This is a genomic window from Autumnicola musiva (assembly GCF_031846585.1).
Classification (GTDB): Bacteria; Bacteroidota; Bacteroidia; order Flavobacteriales; family Flavobacteriaceae; genus Autumnicola; species Autumnicola musiva.
On sequence record NZ_JAVRHK010000012.1, the window covers coordinates 70,641 to 91,557 of the forward strand.

At 38.6% G+C, this 20,917-nt stretch carries 18 protein-coding genes; 11 read left to right on the top strand and 7 right to left on the bottom strand.

Annotated elements, in window-relative coordinates; all coding sequences use genetic code 11:
- Positions 1-4 precede the first annotated feature (4 nt).
- The 11 genes from tamL to RM539_RS14795 all read left to right on the top strand — a co-directional run bounded on the left by tamL (position 5) and on the right by RM539_RS14795 (position 13,768).
- Positions 5-2,575 (top strand): translocation and assembly module lipoprotein TamL, encoded by a 2,571-nt coding sequence (gene tamL / locus RM539_RS14745; protein WP_311504184.1) that lies wholly within the window; start codon positions 5-7, stop codon positions 2,573-2,575.
- Between the two features lie 44 nt (positions 2,576-2,619).
- Positions 2,620-3,687: a class II fructose-bisphosphate aldolase gene (gene fbaA / locus RM539_RS14750; RefSeq protein WP_311504185.1), complete on the top strand. Its 1,068-nt coding sequence runs from the start codon at positions 2,620-2,622 to the stop codon at positions 3,685-3,687.
- A 101-nt stretch (positions 3,688-3,788) separates the two neighbouring features.
- Complete coding sequence (accD, locus tag RM539_RS14755; RefSeq protein ID WP_311504186.1) at positions 3,789-4,646, top strand: acetyl-CoA carboxylase, carboxyltransferase subunit beta; 858 nt, start codon at positions 3,789-3,791, stop codon at positions 4,644-4,646.
- Positions 4,647-4,749: 103 nt separating this feature from the next.
- Positions 4,750-5,019 (top strand): 30S ribosomal protein S15, encoded by a 270-nt coding sequence (gene rpsO / locus RM539_RS14760; RefSeq protein WP_311504187.1) that lies wholly within the window; start codon positions 4,750-4,752, stop codon positions 5,017-5,019.
- A 221-nt stretch (positions 5,020-5,240) separates the two neighbouring features.
- The gene (locus RM539_RS14765) at positions 5,241-7,484 is read left to right on the top strand and encodes a polyribonucleotide nucleotidyltransferase (protein ID WP_311504188.1); all 2,244 of its coding nucleotides are present in this window, start codon (positions 5,241-5,243) and stop codon (positions 7,482-7,484) included.
- 623 nt (positions 7,485-8,107) lie between these two features.
- Complete coding sequence (locus RM539_RS14770; RefSeq protein ID WP_072552879.1) at positions 8,108-8,971, top strand: sigma-70 family RNA polymerase sigma factor; 864 nt, start codon at positions 8,108-8,110, stop codon at positions 8,969-8,971.
- Positions 8,972-9,185: 214 nt separating this feature from the next.
- Complete coding sequence (locus RM539_RS14775; RefSeq protein ID WP_311504189.1) at positions 9,186-10,055, top strand: SDR family oxidoreductase; 870 nt, start codon at positions 9,186-9,188, stop codon at positions 10,053-10,055.
- The gene (locus tag RM539_RS14780) at positions 10,055-11,488 is read left to right on the top strand and encodes a phytoene desaturase family protein (RefSeq protein WP_311504190.1); all 1,434 of its coding nucleotides are present in this window, start codon (positions 10,055-10,057) and stop codon (positions 11,486-11,488) included. Before RM539_RS14775 ends, RM539_RS14780 begins: the two co-directional genes overlap by 1 nt.
- Before the next feature lie 83 nt (positions 11,489-11,571).
- Positions 11,572-11,979: a BLUF domain-containing protein gene (locus RM539_RS14785; RefSeq protein WP_311504191.1), complete on the top strand. Its 408-nt coding sequence runs from the start codon at positions 11,572-11,574 to the stop codon at positions 11,977-11,979.
- A 159-nt stretch (positions 11,980-12,138) separates the two neighbouring features.
- A complete protein-coding gene (gene rpe, locus RM539_RS14790; RefSeq protein ID WP_311504192.1) occupies positions 12,139-12,801 on the top strand; it encodes a ribulose-phosphate 3-epimerase in 663 nt (220 codons plus the stop codon).
- A complete protein-coding gene (locus RM539_RS14795) occupies positions 12,788-13,768 on the top strand; it encodes a YpdA family putative bacillithiol disulfide reductase (RefSeq protein ID WP_311504193.1) in 981 nt (326 codons plus the stop codon). Before rpe ends, RM539_RS14795 begins: the two co-directional genes overlap by 14 nt.
- Before the next feature lie 49 nt (positions 13,769-13,817).
- Here RM539_RS14795 and RM539_RS14800 read toward each other — a convergent pair whose 3' ends face one another.
- The 7 genes from RM539_RS14800 to uxuA form a co-directional block, all read right to left on the bottom strand.
- Entirely contained in the window at positions 13,818-15,281 is a 1,464-nt protein-coding gene (locus RM539_RS14800; protein ID WP_311504194.1) for an aldehyde dehydrogenase family protein, read from the bottom strand.
- A gap of 110 nt (positions 15,282-15,391) precedes the next feature.
- A complete protein-coding gene (locus RM539_RS14805; protein WP_311504195.1) occupies positions 15,392-15,751 on the bottom strand; it encodes a hypothetical protein in 360 nt (119 codons plus the stop codon).
- Between the two features lie 294 nt (positions 15,752-16,045).
- The gene (locus tag RM539_RS14810; RefSeq protein WP_311504196.1) at positions 16,046-16,423 is read right to left on the bottom strand and encodes a hypothetical protein; all 378 of its coding nucleotides are present in this window, start codon (positions 16,421-16,423) and stop codon (positions 16,046-16,048) included.
- A 151-nt stretch (positions 16,424-16,574) separates the two neighbouring features.
- Positions 16,575-17,582 (bottom strand): class 1 fructose-bisphosphatase, encoded by a 1,008-nt coding sequence (fbp, locus tag RM539_RS14815; RefSeq protein ID WP_311504197.1) that lies wholly within the window; start codon positions 17,580-17,582, stop codon positions 16,575-16,577.
- A 23-nt stretch (positions 17,583-17,605) separates the two neighbouring features.
- Positions 17,606-18,844 (bottom strand): tagaturonate epimerase family protein, encoded by a 1,239-nt coding sequence (locus RM539_RS14820; RefSeq protein WP_311504198.1) that lies wholly within the window; start codon positions 18,842-18,844, stop codon positions 17,606-17,608.
- 10 nt (positions 18,845-18,854) lie between these two features.
- Positions 18,855-19,661 carry an SDR family oxidoreductase gene (locus RM539_RS14825; RefSeq protein ID WP_311504199.1) on the bottom strand — a complete coding sequence of 269 codons (807 nt, stop codon included), beginning with the start codon at positions 19,659-19,661 and terminating at the stop codon, positions 18,855-18,857.
- 11 nt (positions 19,662-19,672) lie between these two features.
- Positions 19,673-20,872 carry a mannonate dehydratase gene (gene uxuA, locus RM539_RS14830; RefSeq protein WP_311504200.1) on the bottom strand — a complete coding sequence of 400 codons (1,200 nt, stop codon included), beginning with the start codon at positions 20,870-20,872 and terminating at the stop codon, positions 19,673-19,675.
- Positions 20,873-20,917: the final 45 nt, after the last annotated feature.

The following is a 20,917-nucleotide window of genomic DNA, read 5'->3' on the forward strand; positions in this document are numbered from 1 at the left end:
TTATTTGAAAAGGCGCCTCGCAAAAATATCAATATTTTTCCTAATCCTATGCCTCCTTATTTCCTGTAATGCAGTGAAACGCGTAGAAGCTGATGAAGCTTTACTCACCGAAAACAGCATTATTTTAAATGGAGAAGAAATTCAGGAAAACAGGATATACAATCAGCTATACCAGGAACCAAATTCCAAATTACTGGGCGTTCCGCTTCAGCTCCATTTTTATAATCTGGCGAGACCTGATCTGGATTCTATTTTAAGCGAAAAATTGCTTCAAAATGATAGCAAAAGAAAGCGGCTTGAGGCTATCATCTCCAAAAAACAACTGGACAAATACATTAATTCCCGTCTGGAATTCAACCAATGGATTAAAAGGACAGGAGAGGCACCGGTAATTGTTAGTGAAGAAGAAACCCGCAAATCGGTTAACCGCCTGCAGTCCTGGTACTGGAATAACGGCTGGTTTAACGTAGAAACCGATTATGCTATAATCCCTTCTGAAAAAAAAGCAAAGAGAGCCAAAGTAGAATATTATGTCAACACCAACACACCATATATTGTAGATTCCATTAACACCGATATAGCGTCTGAGGAATTGGATTCTATCTACAACAGTCATATAGCCGAATCAGAAGTAAGCTTGAACCAGCAGTACAGAACCCTAGATTTTAATGCCGAGAGGGACCGGCTTACACAGCTTTTTAGAAACAATGGAGTATATAACTTTGAGCAGGAATATATCACCTTTGATGCAGATACCATTAATACTGATCATAAGGTTAACACCACAATACTTATAAATGACCTACAGGTGACCCAGGGTGATTCAACTTATCGTGCTCCCTTTAAAATCCATGAAATAAGTAAGGTAAATGTCTTTACCGATTATACCTACGCCAATCGCAATGAACCGGTTACAGACAGTGCCAGGATTGGAAATTTTACGGTATATAGTTTCGGAGAGATGGAATATAAACCCGAAGCTATTATTGATGCGGTTTTTATAAGGCCGGGGCGAATGTACAGTGATCTTGCCAGGACGCGAACCTATAACCGGTTGAATTCCCTCCGGGTTTTTAAGTATCCCAACATCCAGTATACCCCAGATCCTGTAGATTCAACCAACACCAATTTAATCGCGAATATTTTTCTAACTCCCCAACAAAAATATTCTTTGGGATTTGATTTTGACGTTTCTCAAAGTAACATTCAAAAATTCGGAATCGGCTTTGGAGGATCGCTGTTGATAAGAAATATTTTTGGAGGAGCAGAAAATCTTGAAATAGCAGGAAGGGGAAGTATAGGCTCTTCCACAGATGCCGCCGTAAGCAGGGACGAAGACCGGTTTTTTGATATTTCTGAAATAGGAGCAGATGTAAACCTGATTTTTCCCCGGATCTTTCTTCCGTTTGATACCGAAAAAATCATTCGTGGGTATATGTCTCCCTTTACTACACTTAGTTTAGGATTAAGCACTCAGCACAATATAGGCCTGGATAAACAAAATTTCTCTTCGATCCTTAATTATAAATGGACATCTTCCCGACAGGTTACCAATAGGTTAGACCTGGTCAACCTGCAGTATGTTAGAAACCTTAATACAAACAACTATTTTAACGTTTATCGCAATTCCTACAACGAACTTAATGATATTATACAATCATCCAACGTAGTTACCAATCCTGATTATTTAAATACCAGCGGCCAGCTTATTATTCCCCGTGGAGCTGAAAATTTTATTGAGGCGGTTAATAATAATACCAATACAACAAGCGGCCTCACTGAAAATCAGCGGCAAAATGTAATAAATATCAGGGAACGAAAAAGACGTTTAACTGAAGACAATTTAATATTTGCAAGTAATTTCACCTATTTATGGAATACCAAAGAAAACCTGTACGATGAAGAATTTTCCCGTCTTCGTTTAAAAATAGAAACTGCAGGGAATACTCTTTCTGCTGTTTCAGAATTGGCAGGACTGGATAAAAATGAAAACGGAAATTATGAAGTAGTGGGAGTGGCTTTTTCGCAATACGTGAAACCTGAAATAGATTTCATCCGCCACTGGGATCTTGGGCACGACAATATTTTTGCATTACGGGCTTTTGGGGGAATTGCTATTCCTTATGGCAATGCTAACAGCATTCCGTTTACCCGGAGTTTTTTTGCGGGCGGCCCTAATGATAATCGTGCATGGCAGGCTTACGATCTTGGGCCAGGGGGCAGTGGCGGAAGAAGTGAATTTAACGAAGCCAACATGAAACTTGCTTTTAATTTTGAGTATCGCTACAATCTATTTGGTGCTTTAAACAGTGCATTTTTTATAGATGTGGGAAACATCTGGAATGTGCTTGATATTGTTCAAGATGAAGCCTCTACTTTCACTTCCCTCTCTGACCTTGATGAAATTGCTGTAGGCAGCGGATTCGGACTTCGGTATGACTTTGGTTTCTTTGTACTCCGTTTCGATATTGGGTTTAAAACCTATAATCCGGCACTTCCTGCAGGAGACAGATGGTTTCACGATTACAATTTCAATCACGCGGTTTATAATGTAGGGATCAATTATCCTTTTTAAGCCAACTAATTTTCTTATTTTTGTAAGCCTAATTAACTAAAATTATGAGTCATAACATTAAACCTGGCGTAGCCACAGGAAAAGAAGTTCAGGAAATCTTTAAATATGCCAAGGAAAAGGGCTTTGCCCTTCCTGCAGTAAATGTAATAGGATCCAGTAGTGCAAATGCGGTAATGGAAACAGCCGCAGAGCTAAATTCTCCTGTAATTATTCAATTCTCCAATGGTGGAGCGCAATTTAATGCCGGGAAAGGTCTTTCCAATGAAAACCAGAAAGCTGCAATTGCAGGTGGAGTAGCCGGTGCAAAACATATTCATGAACTGGCAAAGGCTTACGGTGCAACCGTGATTCTTCATACAGACCATTGTGCAAAAAAATTATTACCGTGGATTGACGGTTTGCTGGATGCCAGCGAAAAGCATTACGAGCATTTTGGAAAGCCACTTTACAGTTCCCACATGATTGACCTTTCTGAGGAACCCATTGAAGAAAACATTCAGCTTTGTAAGAAATACCTTGAGCGAATGAGCAAAATGGGAATGACGCTGGAGATTGAACTTGGTGTTACCGGAGGTGAAGAAGACGGAGTGGACAATACCGACATAGATTCTTCAAAATTATACACCCAGCCCGAGGAAGTGGCCTATGCTTATGAAGAATTAAGTAAGGTGAGCCCACAGTTCACTATTGCCGCTGCCTTCGGAAATGTTCACGGGGTGTATAAGCCAGGAAATGTAAAACTTACTCCTATTATCTTAAAAAATTCTCAGGAATTTGTTTCTGAAAAATTCGGATTAAAAGAAAATCATATCGATTTTGTTTTCCATGGAGGAAGCGGTTCTACTGTTGAAGAAATTCGTGAAGGAATTGGATATGGAGTTATTAAGATGAATATCGACACCGATCTTCAATATGCTTATCTTGAAGGAATACGTGATTACATGAGCCACAAGAAAGATTATCTTGCTGCACAAATTGGAAATCCTGAAGGAGAAGGAGTGCCAAACAAAAAGCATTATGACCCAAGAGTATGGGTACGTGAGGGAGAAATAACTTTTAAAACCCGTCTCAAAAAAGCATTTGAAGATTTAAACAACATAAATACTTTATAACTGAATTTTTGAAATAGCTGAAATAAAATTGTATTTCAGCTATTTTTTTGACCAAAATTTCCGGTTGACGATGCAGCCCCGGATGATAAAAATTGAAAGCTATGGCATGGTTTAAGAGAACACAAAAAGGTATTCAAACCCCTACTGAAGAAAAAAAAGATGTCCCAAAAGGTTTGTGGTATAAATCTCCCACAGGAAAAGTTGTAGATGCAGAGCAGCTGGAAAGCAATTTTTACGTTAGTCCCGAAGACGGATATCATGTAAGAATTGGAAGCAATGAATATTTTAAAATCCTGTTTGATAACAACCAGTTTGAGGAGCTGGATAAGAATATTTCTTCTAAAGATCCACTGGAATTTACCGATACTAAAAAGTATACAGACCGGTTGAAGGCTGCCCAGGAAAAAACCGGACTTATCGATGCAGTACGTACCGCTGTTGGAAAATCAAAAGGAAATGATCTTGTAATTGCCTGTATGGACTTCAGATTTATTGGAGGATCTATGGGCTCTGTTGTTGGTGAAAAAATTGCACGTGCCGCAGATTATGCTCTTAAACATAGAATTCCTTTTATGATCATCTCCAAATCCGGAGGAGCCAGGATGATGGAAGCGGCATTATCTTTAATGCAGCTGGCTAAAACTTCAGTAAAATTAGCCCAGCTTGCAGATGCTAAAATCCCTTACATATCACTTGCCACCGATCCTACAACGGGAGGAACCACTGCTTCTTTCGCGATGCTTGGAGACATTAACATTTCTGAACCAGGTGCACTTATTGGGTTTGCAGGCCCACGTGTGGTAAAAGACACTACCGGAAAAGACCTTCCAAAAGACTTCCAGACTGCCGAATTTTTAAAAGAGCACGGTTTCCTTGACTTTATTGTAAAGCGTTCAGAACTTAAAAACAGGATAAACCTGTACCTGGATTTAATTCAAAATCAACCTGTAAGAGCTTAAATTAAAAAAGATCTTATCAATAGGTAATATTATTTAAAGTAGTATATTTGCCGCCTGATAGAAAAACTATCAATACATAAAAATCATTAAAATTAATATTGGAATGTATTTAAGTAAAGAGAAAAAAGAGGAGATTTTCGAAAAACACGGTCAGAGTAAAACTGATACAGGTTCAGCTGAAGGTCAGATTGCATTGTTCACTTACAGAATTGCCCACCTATCTGAGCATTTAAAGAAAAACCGCCAGGATTATAATTCAGAACGTTCACTGGTACGGCTTGTGGGTAAAAGAAGAAGCTTACTTGATTACCTGATGAAAAAGGATATTATGAGATATCGTGCGATTATTCAGGAATTAGGATTAAGAAAATAAATTTCAGGGGCGGCTTTCGCCCCTTTTTTATATCTTGAAAGTGGTAATTTTGCCATTTTTATTACAAATTGTCACCTCATAACTAACTAAAGGAAGAGGTAGTTTTTCATTGGTCAATCTTTAACTTCACACACAACAACACATCCCGGCCGTCCGGTCAAGGCGGAGACCATGTTTAACAAAATCCGGAGAAGTTAGCCGGAGAAAGAATTTAAAATATTATGATTCCAAAAACATTTAAAGAGGTTATCGATCTTGGAGACGGAAGAGAAATCTCCATCGAGACCGGAAAATTAGCAAAACAGGCTCACGGGTCTGTTGTTGTACAAATGGGAAATGCCATGTTATTATGTACGGTTGTATCTTCTTACAAGCCTACTACCATGGATTTCTTCCCTTTAACATTAGATTATCGTGAAAAATTTGCAGCAGCAGGACTTTTCCCTGGCGGCTATTTTAAAAGAGAAGCCAGGCCCAGCAGTGAGGAAATATTGGTTATGAGGCTGGTAGATCGCGTATTGCGCCCTCTCTTCCCTAAGGATTACAAATTTGAGACCCAGGTAATGATCCAGTTAATGTCTCACGATGATGAAGTGATGCCCGATGCGCTGGCAGGACTTGCCGCATCTGCAGCTATTCAACTTTCTGACATTCCTTTTGAAACGCCTATTTCTGAAGCGCGAGTGGCCCGTATAAACGGAGAGTTTGTAATCAATCCAAGTCGTGAGCAGCTAAAAGAAGCCGATATGGACATGATGGTTGGTGCTTCTGCAGATTCTGTGATGATGGTGGAAGGCCAAATGGACGAGTGTTCTGAAGAAGAAATGGCTGAAGCAATTAAGTTTGCCCATGAAGCTATAAAAAAACAGTGTGAAGCACAGGTAAAACTTGCGGAAGCTTTCGGTAAAAAAGAAACTCGTGAATATGAAACTGCAAGAGAAGATGAAGATCTTCAGAAGAAAGTTCATGATGCCGCTTACCAGAAAGCTTATGATATTGCAAAGCAGGGATTAGGTAAAAAAGAACGTTCCGAGGCTTTTTCAGATTTAAAAGAAGAAGTAAAAGGATTGTTTACTGAAGAAGAACTTGAAGAAAACCTTGCTCTTATTAGCACATATTTTAACCAAACGCATAAAGCTGCGGTTAGAGATTTAACGCTAAAAGAAGGAATTCGACTTGATGGAAGAAAGACCGATGAAATTCGCCCAATCTGGTGTGAAGTAGATTATTTACCATCTACTCATGGTTCTGCAATCTTTACCAGGGGAGAAACCCAGGCTTTGGCAACAGTTACCCTTGGAACTTCAAGAGAAGCAAACCAGGTGGATTTACCAACCCAGCAGGGAGAAGAAACTTTTTATTTACATTACAATTTCCCACCTTTTTCCACAGGGGAAGCTTACCCTATAAGAGGTACTTCAAGACGTGAGATTGGCCACGGAAATCTTGCACAAAGAGCATTAAAAGGAATGATTCCTGAAGACTGTCCTTATACTGTACGGGTAGTTTCTGAAGTCCTGGAATCAAACGGTTCGTCTTCTATGGCTACTGTATGTGCCGGTACTATGGCATTGATGGATTCCGGAGTTCAGCTTAAGAAATCGGTTTCCGGTATCGCTATGGGATTGATTTCGCAGGGAGAAGATTTCGCTGTACTTTCTGATATTCTTGGAGATGAGGATGCTTTAGGTGATATGGACTTTAAAGTTACCGGAACCGCAGATGGTATTACTGCCTGCCAGATGGATATTAAAATTAAAGGCCTGTCTTATGAAATATTAGTAAAAGCTCTAAAACAAGCCCGTGAAGGAAGGCTTCATATTCTTGAAAAACTGACTGATACTATTGCTCAGCCAAGCGAGCATGTAAAAGCGCATTCTCCAAAAATTATCACCAGAAGAATTCCTAATGAATTTATTGGCGCATTAATTGGACCTGGAGGAAAAGTAATTCAGGAATTACAGAAAGAGACTAAAACAGAGATCGTTATCAACGAAGATCCCGTTACTGAAGAAGGAATTGTTGAAATTCTTGGAACACAGCAGGAAGGAATCGATAAAGTACTCGCTAAAATTGAGTCGATTACCTTTAAGCCGGAAAAAGGAAGCGTTTACGAAGTTAAAGTAATTAAATTGCTTGATTTTGGTGCTGTTGTAGAATATGTAGAAGCCCCTGGAAATGAGGTTTTACTTCATATTTCTGAATTGGCATGGGAACGTACCAACGATGTTAATGATGTTCTGAAAATGGGTGATGTAATTGATGTGAAATATTTTGGAATTGACCCTAAAACCCGTAAGGAAAAAGTATCCCGCAAAGCCTTACTTGAGAAACCGGAGGGTTACCAGGCAAGGCCGCCGAGAGATAACAACCGTGACGGAGGAAACCGTGATAACCGCGGGAATCGTGACAATCGCGGTGGCGGAAGAAATGACCGTGGCAGAGATCGCAGAAAAGACGATTAAATTATTCTGAATATATACTTAAATGCCTCTGGAGAAATTCAGGGGCATTTTTTTGTCTTGGTCCCTCGATTAGATTTATGATTACTATAAATATTGAATTTTAAATTTTTAAGTGATGCACTGCTGAAAATGGCAATTATCGCACTTAAGCTTAAAGAAGACGAAGCTCCTCCACTTTTTATAAGGGGAGGTGGCCGAAGGCCGGAGGGGTGAATCGTACCTAATGAGAGGCATCAGAAATGGCAATTTTCGACCAGCAGAAGAATTATTCCCCGAACTACGAACTCAAAACTACAAACTTTTGAAAAGGAATTTTGAATTTTAAATGCGGGCTCTAAAATGCCAGTTTTGACTTATAGTTATCCAGATTCCCTCGAACTACAAACAATAAACAACAGAGACATCATTAATCTAACTCTACTACTTATACAAATATTTTCGCGTTAGGGATTGTAGTGGAAAGCCCGAAGCGACTGGAGGAAGCGAGGACTTGGAGCGGAAAGCCCGGCCCGCAGGGAAACGCCCTTAAAAAAGTTTTTAAGGTTTTTTGTAACATTACGACTACTCCTTACGTATAAACAAATACAAGAGCTATTCACAATTAAAATCCAAGGAGGAGATAGATGAGACAACTTAAAATTACGAAGCAGGTAACCAACCGTGAAACTGCTTCGCTGGATAAGTATTTGCAAGAAATTGGTAAAGTTGATTTAATTACTGCCGATGAAGAGGTAGAATTGGCTCAGCGAATTAAAGCGGGTGATAACCGTGCTTTGGAAAAACTGACCAAAGCGAATTTACGTTTTGTGGTTTCGGTTGCAAAACAATATCAAAATCAGGGATTAACGCTTCCCGATCTTATTAATGAAGGAAATTTAGGATTGATTAAAGCCGCTAAACGTTTTGATGAAACCCGTGGTTTTAAATTTATTTCTTATGCCGTATGGTGGATTCGCCAGTCGATTTTACAGGCTTTGGCAGAACAGTCACGTATTGTAAGACTTCCGCTTAACAAGATTGGATCTATTAACAAGATCAACAAAACCTTTGCTTTTTTGGAGCAGTCCCATGAGCGTCCTCCAAGTGCTGAAGAGATTGCCAAAGAACTGGACATGACGATTAACGATGTTAAGGAATCTATGAAGAATTCCGGTCGTCACGTTTCTATGGATGCACCTTTGGTTGAAGGGGAAGATTCTAACCTTTACGATGTATTGCGTAGTGGGGAATCGCCAAACCCGGATAAGGAATTGTTGCACGAGTCGCTTAGAACCGAAATTGAGCGTGCCCTGGAAACCTTAACTCCTCGTGAAGCCGATGTTATTCGTCTATATTTTGGCCTTGGCGACCAACATCCTATGACATTGGAAGAGATTGGCGAGACTTTTGATCTTACAAGGGAAAGAGTCAGACAAATTAAAGAAAAAGCCATTAGAAGATTAAAACATACATCCAGAAGTAAGATATTAAAAACTTACTTAGGATAAGATATTTAAGATGACAACAGTTTAGTGCCGGAGTGATGACCGGTATGGAAATAACTGTTCGTTTTTTGATTGATGAATGACCCCGGAGTGATGACCGGGGTTTTTTCTTGCGCGATTTTCTTAGTTCTTCAACGTTAGCTAAACCTGTGTTAATTCCTTTTATGCCTTTCTGTTTTTCTACAATTTATATGTATTTTTTCCTAAAAACATCAATATGGAAAAACCGAAAAAAGTTTTAATTGCCGGGGCCTCTGGTGCCCTGGGATTTGAAATAGTGAAGTACATGAGTTCTCAGGGTTACCAACTGAGAGTGCTCACCACTTCTGATGAAGGAAAGGAAAAGCTTAAGCCATATTGCAATGAAATCTGGAAAGCAGATGCCAGTAAAGAAACATCAAAAATTAAAGATATTACCGCGGGAGTAGACACAGTGGTATCTGCTCTGGGTAATAGCGTTAGCCTTTTCACCCCTAACGACAGATCATTTTATGAAATAGATTATCAATCCAATAAAAATCTTTTACAGGATGCTGAAAGAAACAATGTAAAAAGGTTTGTTTATATTTCCATAAAAGGAGCCGATTCTAATAAAGATTATAATGTTGCCAATGCCCATAAACTTTTTGAACAGGAGTTAAAAGCATCTTCTCTTCAATATACTATTTTAAGACCTGTAGGCTTTTTCTCTGGAATCCATGATCTTGCTATAATGGCAAAAAGAAAACTTATTCCTATTGTAGGAGACGGAAGTGCAACAACCAACAGCATCCACCATAAAGACCTGGCAAAAGTTGTAATTCGTTATGTGGATTCCGGTCCTGAAGTGATTGAAATTGGAGGCCCTCAAATCCATACCCGTCTTGAAATGGCAAATATGATAAAAGAAGCTATTGGCGGTAAAATTATTAAAATTCCCGAAATTGTTGCAGATGCAGGTCTTGCACTTCCCAAATTTTTTGAGGATTTTCATGATAAACTGGACTACTTCAAATATATTACCACCCGGGATATGATTGGTGAGAAAAATGGAACCACTACATTTAAGGAATATTTGGACAATCTTGATAAAAGCGAACTACCGTAATGGGAGAAAAATATGATGCCATAATAATAGGAAGTGGTTCCAACGGAATTTCCGCGGCCATTCACCTTCAACAAAAAGGATTAAAAACAGCTATTTTCGAGCAGGCATCTATTCCCGGAGGAGCAACAAAAACACTTGAAGTTACCCTCCCTGGTTTTAAACATGATATTGGTTCTTCTATCCTACCCCTTGGGTATGCATCTCCTTTTCTACGCACTTTGCCACTTGGGGAGCATGGCCTTGAATGGATTTTTCCTGATATCCCTTACTCGCATCCGTTTAATGATGGTTCAGCACTGGCCTGCTATAAAGATATAGACAGAACTGCAGCACAACTTTTAAAGGATGAGAAATCCTATAAAAAGTTATTTGGCTCTATTGTTAATAACTGGCCTGAACTTGAGAGCAACCTGCTTGGTCCTTTAAAGTGGCCTGATCATCCGGTAAAATTAATGAAGTTTGGACTAAAAGCTTTTGTTTCTGCCCATCATCTTGTGAACCACTATTTTAAAGATGAAAAAACAAGAGTGTTTTTCTATGGTTCGGCAGCACATTCCACTTTATCGCTTAACAGTGTGGCTTCATCATCATTTGGGCTTGTTCTTAATATACTAGCACATAAATATGGATGGCCGTTTCCAAAAGGAGGTGCAAATAAATTTACTGAAGCCCTCCTTTCTTACTACAAATCCAAAGGTGGTGAATTGTTTTTAAATACAAACATCACTGATATCGATCAATTACCAGAAGCAAAAACATATATGTTTGACTTGACGCCAAAGCAACTTCTGGAAATAAAAGGCACTCGTTTTACAAGCCTTTACAGGAAAAGAATGGAAAATTTTAAATATGGTGCAGGGGTTTTTAAAATGGATTGGGCACTAAGTGAACCCATCCCCTGGCTAAATGAAAAATGCCGAAAATCTGGTACCGTACATCTTGGGTACAGTCAAAAAGAAATAGAGCGTTCAGAAAATTCAGCAAAATATTACAGCACCAATAAAAATCCTTACGTCCTGCTGGCTCAGCATACTTTATTTGATTCTACAAGAGCTCCGGAAAACAAGCATACCGCATGGGCGTATTGCCACGTTCCCAATGGCAGCACACGCGATTACACTGCAGAAATCGAGGCTCAAATAGAAAAAGCTGCTCCAGGCTTTAAAAATTGTATCCTGGCAAAGTCTACAATGAACACTCAGGCTTTACAGCATTTTAATCCTAATCTGGTAGGCGGTGACATAAATGGTGGCAGCCAGAATATCAGTCAATTGTTTACCAGGCCGGTTACCAGATTATCCCCATACACCACACCAGACCCACGTGTTTATATTTGTTCATCTTCTACTCCCCCAGGTGGAGGAGTACATGGAATGGGAGGTTTTAGCGCTGCAAAAAAACTTATTCAAGACCATTTTCAGGATTTAATTTAACCCTGTTAATTTAAAAATCGTATAAAGTCTTTGAACAATTCTTAAATTTTGATAATTTTGAATCTTAATTCAATAAAACTTTGATGCGTTACGCGATTTGTTATGTTAGTACGGCCAGGAGTGAATTGCCAACAACAGAAATAGAACATATTCTGCAAATCACCGAAAAGAATAATAATGCCCAAAACCTTACCGGATTGTTACTTTATTCTGATGGGAATTTTTTTCAGGTACTGGAAGGCGAGAAAGAGGAGGTTTATAGCCTCTACAATAAGATAAAAACTGACCGCAACCACCATAGCGTAATTCAGATCTTTGGCAAATGTATTGATAAAGAATACTTTGACGGATACAGATCAAAATTTATTTCTTCTGAAGCCCAATATCAGCCCGAAGCTATTGAACAGTATCTTCAGCATGTAAAAATGCTGGATCAATCTGCCCAGAATGTGGTGAGGAATATTCTTTCCGCTTTTATTACCAGAACATGATTAGTCTCACAACTTGATTATAGAGGGTGAATATATCAGGAAAATTTAAATATCCTGAATACATATAAAGAAGACACCCAGGGAGCGTCAAAGAACTCCACATAAGCCAGGAATTAGTATTTTTCTTTATATTTTTGTTGTCACAACCCAGCAAAAGCTATGACAGAAAAATTAATTGCTCCTTCCCTTCTCGCTGCCGATTTTGGTAATCTCCAAAGGGATATTGAAATGGTAAATAACAGCAGTGCCGACTGGTTTCATATAGATATTATGGACGGTGTTTTTGTTCCCAATATCTCCTATGGGATGCCGGTTCTTGATGCCATTTCCAAACATACCACCAAAACACTCGATGTTCATCTTATGATTGTTGATCCTGACCGTTATATTAAAGATTTTGCCAGGTTAGGAGCAGACAACCTCACCGTACATTTTGAAGCATGTACCCATCTTCACCGTACCCTCCAGGTGATTAAGGCTGAAGGCATGAAAGCCGGGGTGGCTATAAATCCCCATACTGGTATAGATTCATTAAAAGATATTATTAATGATATTGATATTGTTCTTATAATGAGTGTAAATCCGGGATTTGGAGGACAAAGCTTTATAGAAAATACGTATAAGAAAATTAAGCAGTTAAAAGAATTGATCCTTCAGAAGAATTCCAGCACTCTTATTGAAATAGATGGCGGGGTGAGTGATCAAAATGCTTTAGAACTTGCTAAAGCCGGAGCAGATATTCTGGTGGCAGGTAGTTTTGTATTTAAAGCTAAAAACCAACTAGGAACAATCAAAAACCTTAAGCAACTTGCCAACTCCTGAAAAAATATACGACTTAATAATTATAGGTGGCGGTCCAATCGGGATTGCCTGCGGCCTTGAAGCTGAGAAAAAGCAATTGAATTACCTCATTATTGAAAAAGGATGTCTGGTAAATTCACTTTACAATTATCCTACTAACATGACGTTTTTCTCTACTTCAGAAAAACTGGAACTGGATAATATTCCTTTTATCAGCAATAATCCCAAGCCAAAAAAAGCAGAGGCTTTGGAGTATTATCGGCGAATAACCACATCTAATCGTCTAAACATGAACCTTTTTGAAAAGGTAGATTTTGTAGAAAAAAAAGACGATAATCTTCTAGAGATTACTACGGAAAAAACAATCTATCAATCCCGTAACGTTGTTATTGCTACAGGATTCTATGATATTCCAAATTATCTTAATATTCCGGGAGAAGACCTGCCGAAGGTTTACCATTATTACGGAGATCCTCACTTTTATGCTACCCGAAAAACCGTGGTGGTAGGTGCGAGTAATTCCGCTGTAGATGCAGCATTGGAAATCTACAGAAAAGGAGGAGATGTTACTATGATTGTTCGCAAACCGGAAATAGGAAGAAGGGTAAAATATTGGGTACGACCAGATATTGACAACCGCATAAATGAAGGCAGTATAAAGGCGCATTTTAATGCTAAACTATCTGAGATAAGAGAGAATGAGGTAATTATTGAGACTCCGCAGGGCAGGCAATCTATGGAAAATGATTTCGTATTGTTAATGACCGGCTATAGGCCAAACTTCAATTTTCTTGAAAAAACCGGGATCAGGCTTTCCGATGACGGTAGAGAAATTCCGCATTACGATCCTCAAACTATGGAAACCAATGTGCCGAATGTTTATTTGGCCGGTGTTATTTGTGGGGGAGTGGAAACGCATAAATGGTTTATTGAAAATTCCAGGATACATGCGAAAATTATAATGGATAATATAGTTACAAAGAGTTAGACACCAGCAAAGCCAGAGCTGGTGCCTATCTCTTTATCTTAACTTATAATTAAGCAAAAGGAGCATAATCCCGTGGTTCATGTTGTACGGTAATCCATTGGAGAGTGGTAAATTCTTCCAGGATAAAATTCCCGTTAAAACGTCCTATTCCTGAACCTTTTTCCCCTCCAAAAGGAGCGTTTGGCTCATCATTTACCGTTTGGTCATTAATGTGTACCATGCCTGTTTTTATTTTTTTGGCAAATGCAACACCATTTTCAGTATTTCTGGTAAATACCGCACCACTTAATCCCTGTGCTTTGGAATTGGCAATTTTGAGGGCCTCCTCTTCTGTAGAAAATCGAATTACAGGAGCCACAGGACCAAAAATTTCATTGTCGGCAATTGGCATGTCATCACTTACATTGTCAATAATAGTAGGCTCCAGCACGTTGCCCTTATTTTTTCCTCCAATTCTTATAATCGCACCCTGGCTGGCACTTTCATTCAGATCTTTGAGAATCCTTTCTACCTGATCGTGATCTATTAGCGGCCCCACAAGAGTGTCCTTTTCGGCAGGATTACCATGCTTTAACTTCCTGGTTTTTTCTATAAATTTTTCTACAAATTCTTCAGCTATATCCTCCTGCACCAAGATGCGGTTTATAGCCATACAAATTTGGCCCTGATGCATAAATTTGCCAAATACTACTGCATTAACTGCATTTTCTATATCAGCATCTTTTAATACTACAAAAACATTGTTTCCACCAAGTTCCAGGGAAGTTTTTTTTATTGCCTGTCCGGCAAGTTTCCCAATGTTTCTTCCCACTGCAGTACTGCCGGTAAATGAAATTAATTCTGAAACCGGATGCTCTACAAAAGCATCGCCAATTGATGAACCTTTACCAATTACCACATTAAAAACCCCTTTCGGCAAACCGGCTTCCTCAAAAATTTTTGCTGCTAAAGTCGCGCCTGTTACCGGTGTCTGGGAAGATGGTTTAAGGACTATGGTATTACCGGTGGCCAAAGCGGGCGCTATAGAACGCATGGAAAGATTTAAAGGGAAATTCCAGGGGCTAATTATTCCTATTACACCTAAGGATTTCCTATATGCCCTGCTTTCTTTACCCGGTGTAATAGAATCGAAAATGTATCCGTGCATGCGGGTAGGAAAAGATGCCGACTCCTTCATGATGCCCAGGGTAATCTGAATTTCAACCTCAGCCTTTGCCTGTGTACTACCAGCTTCTTTTATAAGCCATTCTAATATCTCTTCTTTCCTTTGGGTAATTATCTGAATGGCATTTTGAATAATTTCAGCACGTTTCTGGGGAAGGGTTTTGCCCCAGTCTTCAGCAGCTTTCTGTGCTGCATTATATGCCGCATCTACGTCAGCTTCATTAGCACCTTTAATAGATTGTATTTCAGATTCATCAAACGGATTAAGGTTTTTGATATGGGAATCATCATTCCCTTCCTGCCAGTTTCCTCCTATAAACTGTTTGTTCAAATTAGTGTACTTTTCCATAGTTTTTATTTTTAAGTTATAGAAAAGTGTGCAACATACCAGTTAAAAAATGATTAAAAATAAGAGCGGTTCCCAATGGAAACCGCTCTTAAAGAATCAATATCATTTTATTACATTACCACTATTTGCGGGTCTTTTAAACATTTCCTGCTATTTATTAAAGTACCGTAGAACTTAAGATCTCTCTGGCTGGTTTTAAATTTCTTACCCACCCACTCTGCTGCTTTTGCCAAAGGAAAAGAATATACTTTAATCTCAGGATATGATTTTCTTGTTTTAGAATGATTAACACCTATTTCTATCATTTCCTTTTCCCTGTTGTAGTAAACATATTTGGCTAAAAAATTATGTTTAATAAGCTCCACGAAATCTTCTGACATTTCTTTGCCTTCCATACAATCCTTTACATAACTATGGATGAGAATTTGTAAAGAAGATTCAATTTCTACTGTTTCCAAATATGCTACCATTACATTAAATATTTGATTATTAACGATTTAAATATAGCTAAAATCATTCTAATCAAGGAGATTAATGTAAAGCAGAAAATGTTAATTATGGGGTTATGAATACAACCCTCAGAGGAGAGCTTCAAATTAGCATATTCTGTATTTTAATCACTGAAATTTATTCTGCCAGTAATTCTCAAATTTTTTGATCTATAGAAAATCACTTCCTTATCATCGAATTTTAGTAATTTCTAAAACAAAAAAAGCGGCTTTTTTTTCAAAAACCGCTTTTACAGAAACTTAATATATTTATTTCTACTGAAACAGGACCACATCAGAAGAATTGAAAATTTCATTCTTATTAAGTAGTTTCCCGTAAAATTCCAGATCTCCGTTTTCCTCTTTGCAGGAATTGGTTACCCAGTCTTCTGCAGAATCTAAAGAAAATTGATAAACTTTTAGCTCCGGGTAAACCGAGTTGGAATCAGAATCCTCTATTCCAATTTCAACCATTTTTGCTTCTTTATCATACACCACATATTCTGCAAGAAAATTATGCTTGATAAGATTAATAAATTCAGGAGACATTTCTTCACAATCCTCGCAATCTGTAATATATCGCTTTACTAACAAACGAAGTGATGTCCTTATTTCATCTTTATGCAGATAAGATTTATTCAAATATGAAGACATAATTTTAATAGTTTTTTATTGTGGAAATAAAAGTATTGCTTCTCTACTTACAGAAAAACAATTTAAGCAAGGTTTAACTTCAACATTTAAAGAAATCGTAAAAATTAGATCTTTTACAATTTATATTATCCTAATCATAAGGGAATATTTCTCATCCCGAAGTTTTTAAAAAATCTTCAGCTTTCTCAACCATTTCCTTATTTCCACAAAAGAAGGGAACTCTTTCATGAAGTTCTTCTGGCTGCAGCTCTAATATCCTACGGAATCCATCGGAAGCTTTTCCTCCGGCCTGTTCAGTTAAAAACGCCATAGGATTACATTCATATAATAAGCGTAATTTGCCATTAGGTGAAGTGGTTCCCTGCGGATAAAGATAAATGCCGCCAAGCAACATATTCCTGTGAAAATCTGCAACAAGCGAGCCGGTATATCTTGAAGTAAAAGGACGACCATCATTTTCATCAATCTGCTGTACCCATTTGATATATTTCTTTACGCCTGCCGGAAAATGTACATAGTTACCTTCATTTACAGAATAGATATTTCCTTTCTCCGGAAATTTCATCTGGGGGTGAGAAAGAAAAAAAGAACCAATACCAGGATCAAATGTAAAACCATTTACGCCATTTCCTGTGGTATAAACCAAAATGGTAGAAGTCCCATAAATCAAGTAACCAGCAGCAATTTGCTTGTCTCCCGGCTGAAGAAAATCTTCCATAGTAACCTTTGTGCCAGGTTCTGACTTTCGACGGTAAATACTAAATATAGTTCCAACAGTGATATCCACATCGATATTGGAAGAACCATCCAGAGGATCTATAAGTACAACATATTTAGCATCTTTATGCATGTCTTCATCAAATGCAAGAAAATCTTCCAGTTCTTCCGAAGCCAGGCCGCATATCTCCCCACGGTTCTTCAGGGTGCTAATAAAAACTTCATTGGCCATTATATCCAATTTAGCCTGCGTCTCGCCCTGAACATTTTCCTTTCCCGCTTTTCCCAGTATTTCAGCCAGGCCTGCTTTATTAATTTGCTGGTTTACAACCTTTCCCGCCAGCCTTATAGAACTAAGCAGAGCGCTCAATTCTCCCTTCGCATATGGAAAATCCTTTTGATTTTCAATTATAAATTCACCCAGGGTGATGTGTCTGTCCATTTTTTATATTTTAAATAATTTTATTAAGAAGGAAATATGTTTTTCAGGTGTCGGTTGTAAAGATTATGGGTGACATTTTCCTCTATCTTTGCCCGGCGATTATCCAGCAACTGCTGAAAGTTATCTTTTTCAGCAGCTAATTTATAAGCACAATGTAATAATTGCCGAAAATTGGAATTATAGGCATCAGATTTTTGATCATGTCTTAAGGCATTTGCAAATTGTTTTCCGTCTGAAAAATCTTCTGCGGAAGGTAATTCGTCTTTATCTATGGAAAGTACTTCAGTATAATCTTTTGTAAGTTCTTCATACCTGTTTAGAGCTTCAGCATAAATTTCTTTAGCAAAACCGAAGGCTTCCCCTTCACTTTCAGCGAGACCAATTAATTCTTCCAGCCAGGTGGTGCCAGCAGTTTTTAAATGCAGCCCCATATCATGCTTTTTGATAAGTTTCTGCATCACGGGATAAATAGAAAATTTATCGCTGCCGCTATGCACGCTTAATTTTAGGTTTTGAGGAAGGCCGAATTCTTTAATTGCAAACTTCAGCACCAGCAGGTCTTCTTCAAATTCCTTTTCAAACTGCTGCAAATCTCCCCGATAATCTACGCCTTTGTTAAACTCTCCCGTAAACTTTGGGGCGATGGTATTTACCGGAACTCCATAATGAGCCAGCGCAGCCAGTATAAAAAACAATTCCACAGGTGTTTGGGGATTCTCTACCTCATCTATGGAAACTTCAGTAGAAAACTCCTCATTTTTTTCAGCAGCAATATGGCGGTAAACTTCTCCTGCCTTACCCATTGCCAGGAGAAAGTTATTCAGCATTTCCTGGAGATGCATTTTTGAAATTTCTATTTTATGTTCAATCCCCGGGATTTGAAATTCCCCCAGGTATTTTTCAAAAAACTGCAAAAATTCCTGTTCGTCTTTTTCCGCAGCCTTTTTTCCTATATAATCGGCAACATCTATGGTAAAAAAATCACTAACCGGAAGATAAGGATCTACCGTTTCCAAAGATATATGATCTGCATCTACTAAATAATCTCCTTTATATTCCAGTTCTTTAACGGCGTTATCAGCCTCTACTCTAACTTCTGGTGCTTTGGATCCAACTGTTAGGTGTTCCCGATTAGATTTGTTCCAGACAGGAATTACTTCAATTCCATTTTCCTGCATTTTAAGCACTGCTTTTAATTGCGCTGTTCCTTCTTTTCCAAACCTGTCCCCTACTCCAAAAGAATATTTTCCTAATCTTCCCATATTTTTATTTTTAAACTCCGCTAAATGCTCCAAAACCTCCATCTACAGGCACCACTATGCCGGTAACAAAAGAAGACTCTTCTCCTGCCAGCCAGTTCGCGACTCCCTGTAATTCTTCGGGTTCCCCAAAGCGTTTCATTGGTGTTTGATTAATTATTGTTTGTCCCCTGGAAGTAAGACTTTCATCTTCATTAAGCAGAAGACTTCTGTTCTGTTCACCTATAAAAAAACCTGGTGCAATGGCATTCACTTTAATTCCATCACCATATTTTTGTGCCATTTCCACGGCAAGCCATTTCGTGAAATTATCTACTGCTGCTTTGGCAGCTGCATAACCCATCACACGTGTTAAAGCTCTCTGCGCGGCAAGGGACGAAATATTAATAATACTGCCTTTTTTTTCATCTACCATTCCTTTACCAAAAATCAAGGTTGGCAGCACGGTCCCTTTAAAATTCAACTGGCTTACTTTATCAAAATCATCAATATCAAGATCAAAAATATTTTGATCTGGTGTGATGGTAGCACCTTTCATGTTACCGCCCGCCGCATTTACAAGAATATCAACTTTACCAAATTCTGCTTCTATCTTTTCTTTTGCTGAAGTAAGTTTTTCTTTATCCAGCACATCTGCCACTAAGGCGATAGCTTTTCCTCCTGCATTTTCTATTTCTTCTACCCTTTGCTGTACGGTATCTTCGCTTCTTCCCAAAATACCCACTTTTACACCTTTATTTGCCAAACCAGTGGCTATTGCGCCTCCAAGTACACCGTTCCCGCCGGTAACCACGGCAACTTTATCTTTTAATCCGTTCATTTCTTCCTTTTTTACTGATTTTCTAAAGTATTAACTATTCCAAATTCAAGTCCGCGTAATTCTGCGAGCCCCCGTAATCTTCCCACTGCCGAATAACCCGGGTAATAAGGTTTTCCCTGGTCGTCCAGCATCTCATGTCCATGATCTGGCCTCATTGGAATTGGTTGTCTTTTATTTTTCTTCTGAAGCTCATAAAAAGTCCTTATAAGCTTATACATTCCTGCACTACCTTCAAGATGATTTGCTTCATAAAACCTTGAATTTTCCTCCAATTGAACAGAGCGTAGATGCACAAAATGAATACGATCATAATAAGACTTGATAATCTCCGGCAGATTGTTTTTTGCCGAAGCGCCTAAACTTCCACTGCAAAAGGTAAGACCATTAGATTTCTGCGGAACCTGACTGAAAATATAATCCAGATCTGAAGCTTTGCTTACCACCCTTGGCAGCCCAAGTACCGGCCATGGCGGATCATCTGGATGAATGGCCATAACCACACCGGCTTCTTCAGCCACGGGAATTACCTCTTCAAGGAATTCCACCAGGTTTGTCCTTAATTTTTCAGCAGAAATTCCTTCATAATCCTTCAGGCCATTCCTTAATTTTTCAAGTGTAAAACCTTCTTTATCTCCCGGCAATGCCATCAGCAAACTTTGCTTCAGCACATCTAATTCTTCCTGCTTCATTTCTGAATACTTTGCTTTGGCTTTTTTTACCATTTCAGCATCGTAATCTGCCTCCGCATTTTCACGCTTCAGAATAAACAAATCGAAAATTATAAGGTCTTCCAGGTTATGAAGAAGTGCAGTACTGCCATCTTCAAGCTGGTATCTAACGTTGGTGCGCAACCAGTCCAGTACAGGCATAAAATTATAGCAAATACGGGTGATTCCGCATTTGCCCAGGTTGCGAAGGCTTTGTTTATAATTTTCAATATATTTCTCCCTCTCCGGCCTGGCCTGCTTAATATGTTCATGCACGGGAAGGCTTTCCACCACGTTCCAGTGCAGCGGAAAAGAATGTTTCTTATTGCTTTCTTCCAGCAGTTTTTTTCGCTTTTCAATCTCTTCAACCGTCCAGACGTCTCCAACAGGAATATGATGTAAAGCGGTAACTACCCCATTAGCACCGGCTTGTTTTATGGTCGTTAGTTTTACCGGATCCTGAGGCCCGTACCATCTCCAGCTTTGTTCAAATATTTGTTTCATATAATCTTAAATCTTTGTCAGAAACTATCAAGTTACTAATTGTTT

Excerpts from the sequence above, each read along its gene's own strand:
- fbaA (WP_311504185.1), top strand. The coding sequence starts at position 2,620 with ATGAGTCATAACATTAAACCTGGCGTAGCCACAGGAAAAGAAGTTCAG.
- accD (WP_311504186.1), top strand. The coding sequence starts at position 3,789 with ATGGCATGGTTTAAGAGAACACAAAAAGGTATTCAAACCCCTACTGAA.
- rpsO (WP_311504187.1), top strand. The coding sequence starts at position 4,750 with ATGTATTTAAGTAAAGAGAAAAAAGAGGAGATTTTCGAAAAACACGGT.
- RM539_RS14765 (WP_311504188.1), top strand. The coding sequence starts at position 5,241 with ATGATTCCAAAAACATTTAAAGAGGTTATCGATCTTGGAGACGGAAGA.
- RM539_RS14770 (WP_072552879.1), top strand. The coding sequence starts at position 8,108 with ATGAGACAACTTAAAATTACGAAGCAGGTAACCAACCGTGAAACTGCT.
- RM539_RS14775 (WP_311504189.1), top strand. The coding sequence starts at position 9,186 with ATGGAAAAACCGAAAAAAGTTTTAATTGCCGGGGCCTCTGGTGCCCTG.
- RM539_RS14780 (WP_311504190.1), top strand. The coding sequence starts at position 10,055 with ATGGGAGAAAAATATGATGCCATAATAATAGGAAGTGGTTCCAACGGA.
- RM539_RS14785 (WP_311504191.1), top strand. The coding sequence starts at position 11,572 with ATGCGTTACGCGATTTGTTATGTTAGTACGGCCAGGAGTGAATTGCCA.
- rpe (WP_311504192.1), top strand. The coding sequence starts at position 12,139 with ATGACAGAAAAATTAATTGCTCCTTCCCTTCTCGCTGCCGATTTTGGT.
- RM539_RS14800 (WP_311504194.1), bottom strand. The coding sequence starts at position 15,281 with ATGGAAAAGTACACTAATTTGAACAAACAGTTTATAGGAGGAAACTGG.
- RM539_RS14805 (WP_311504195.1), bottom strand. The coding sequence starts at position 15,751 with ATGGTAGCATATTTGGAAACAGTAGAAATTGAATCTTCTTTACAAATT.
- RM539_RS14810 (WP_311504196.1), bottom strand. The coding sequence starts at position 16,423 with ATGTCTTCATATTTGAATAAATCTTATCTGCATAAAGATGAAATAAGG.
- fbp (WP_311504197.1), bottom strand. The coding sequence starts at position 17,582 with ATGGACAGACACATCACCCTGGGTGAATTTATAATTGAAAATCAAAAG.
- RM539_RS14820 (WP_311504198.1), bottom strand. The coding sequence starts at position 18,844 with ATGGGAAGATTAGGAAAATATTCTTTTGGAGTAGGGGACAGGTTTGGA.
- RM539_RS14825 (WP_311504199.1), bottom strand. The coding sequence starts at position 19,661 with ATGAACGGATTAAAAGATAAAGTTGCCGTGGTTACCGGCGGGAACGGT.
- uxuA (WP_311504200.1), bottom strand. The coding sequence starts at position 20,872 with ATGAAACAAATATTTGAACAAAGCTGGAGATGGTACGGGCCTCAGGAT.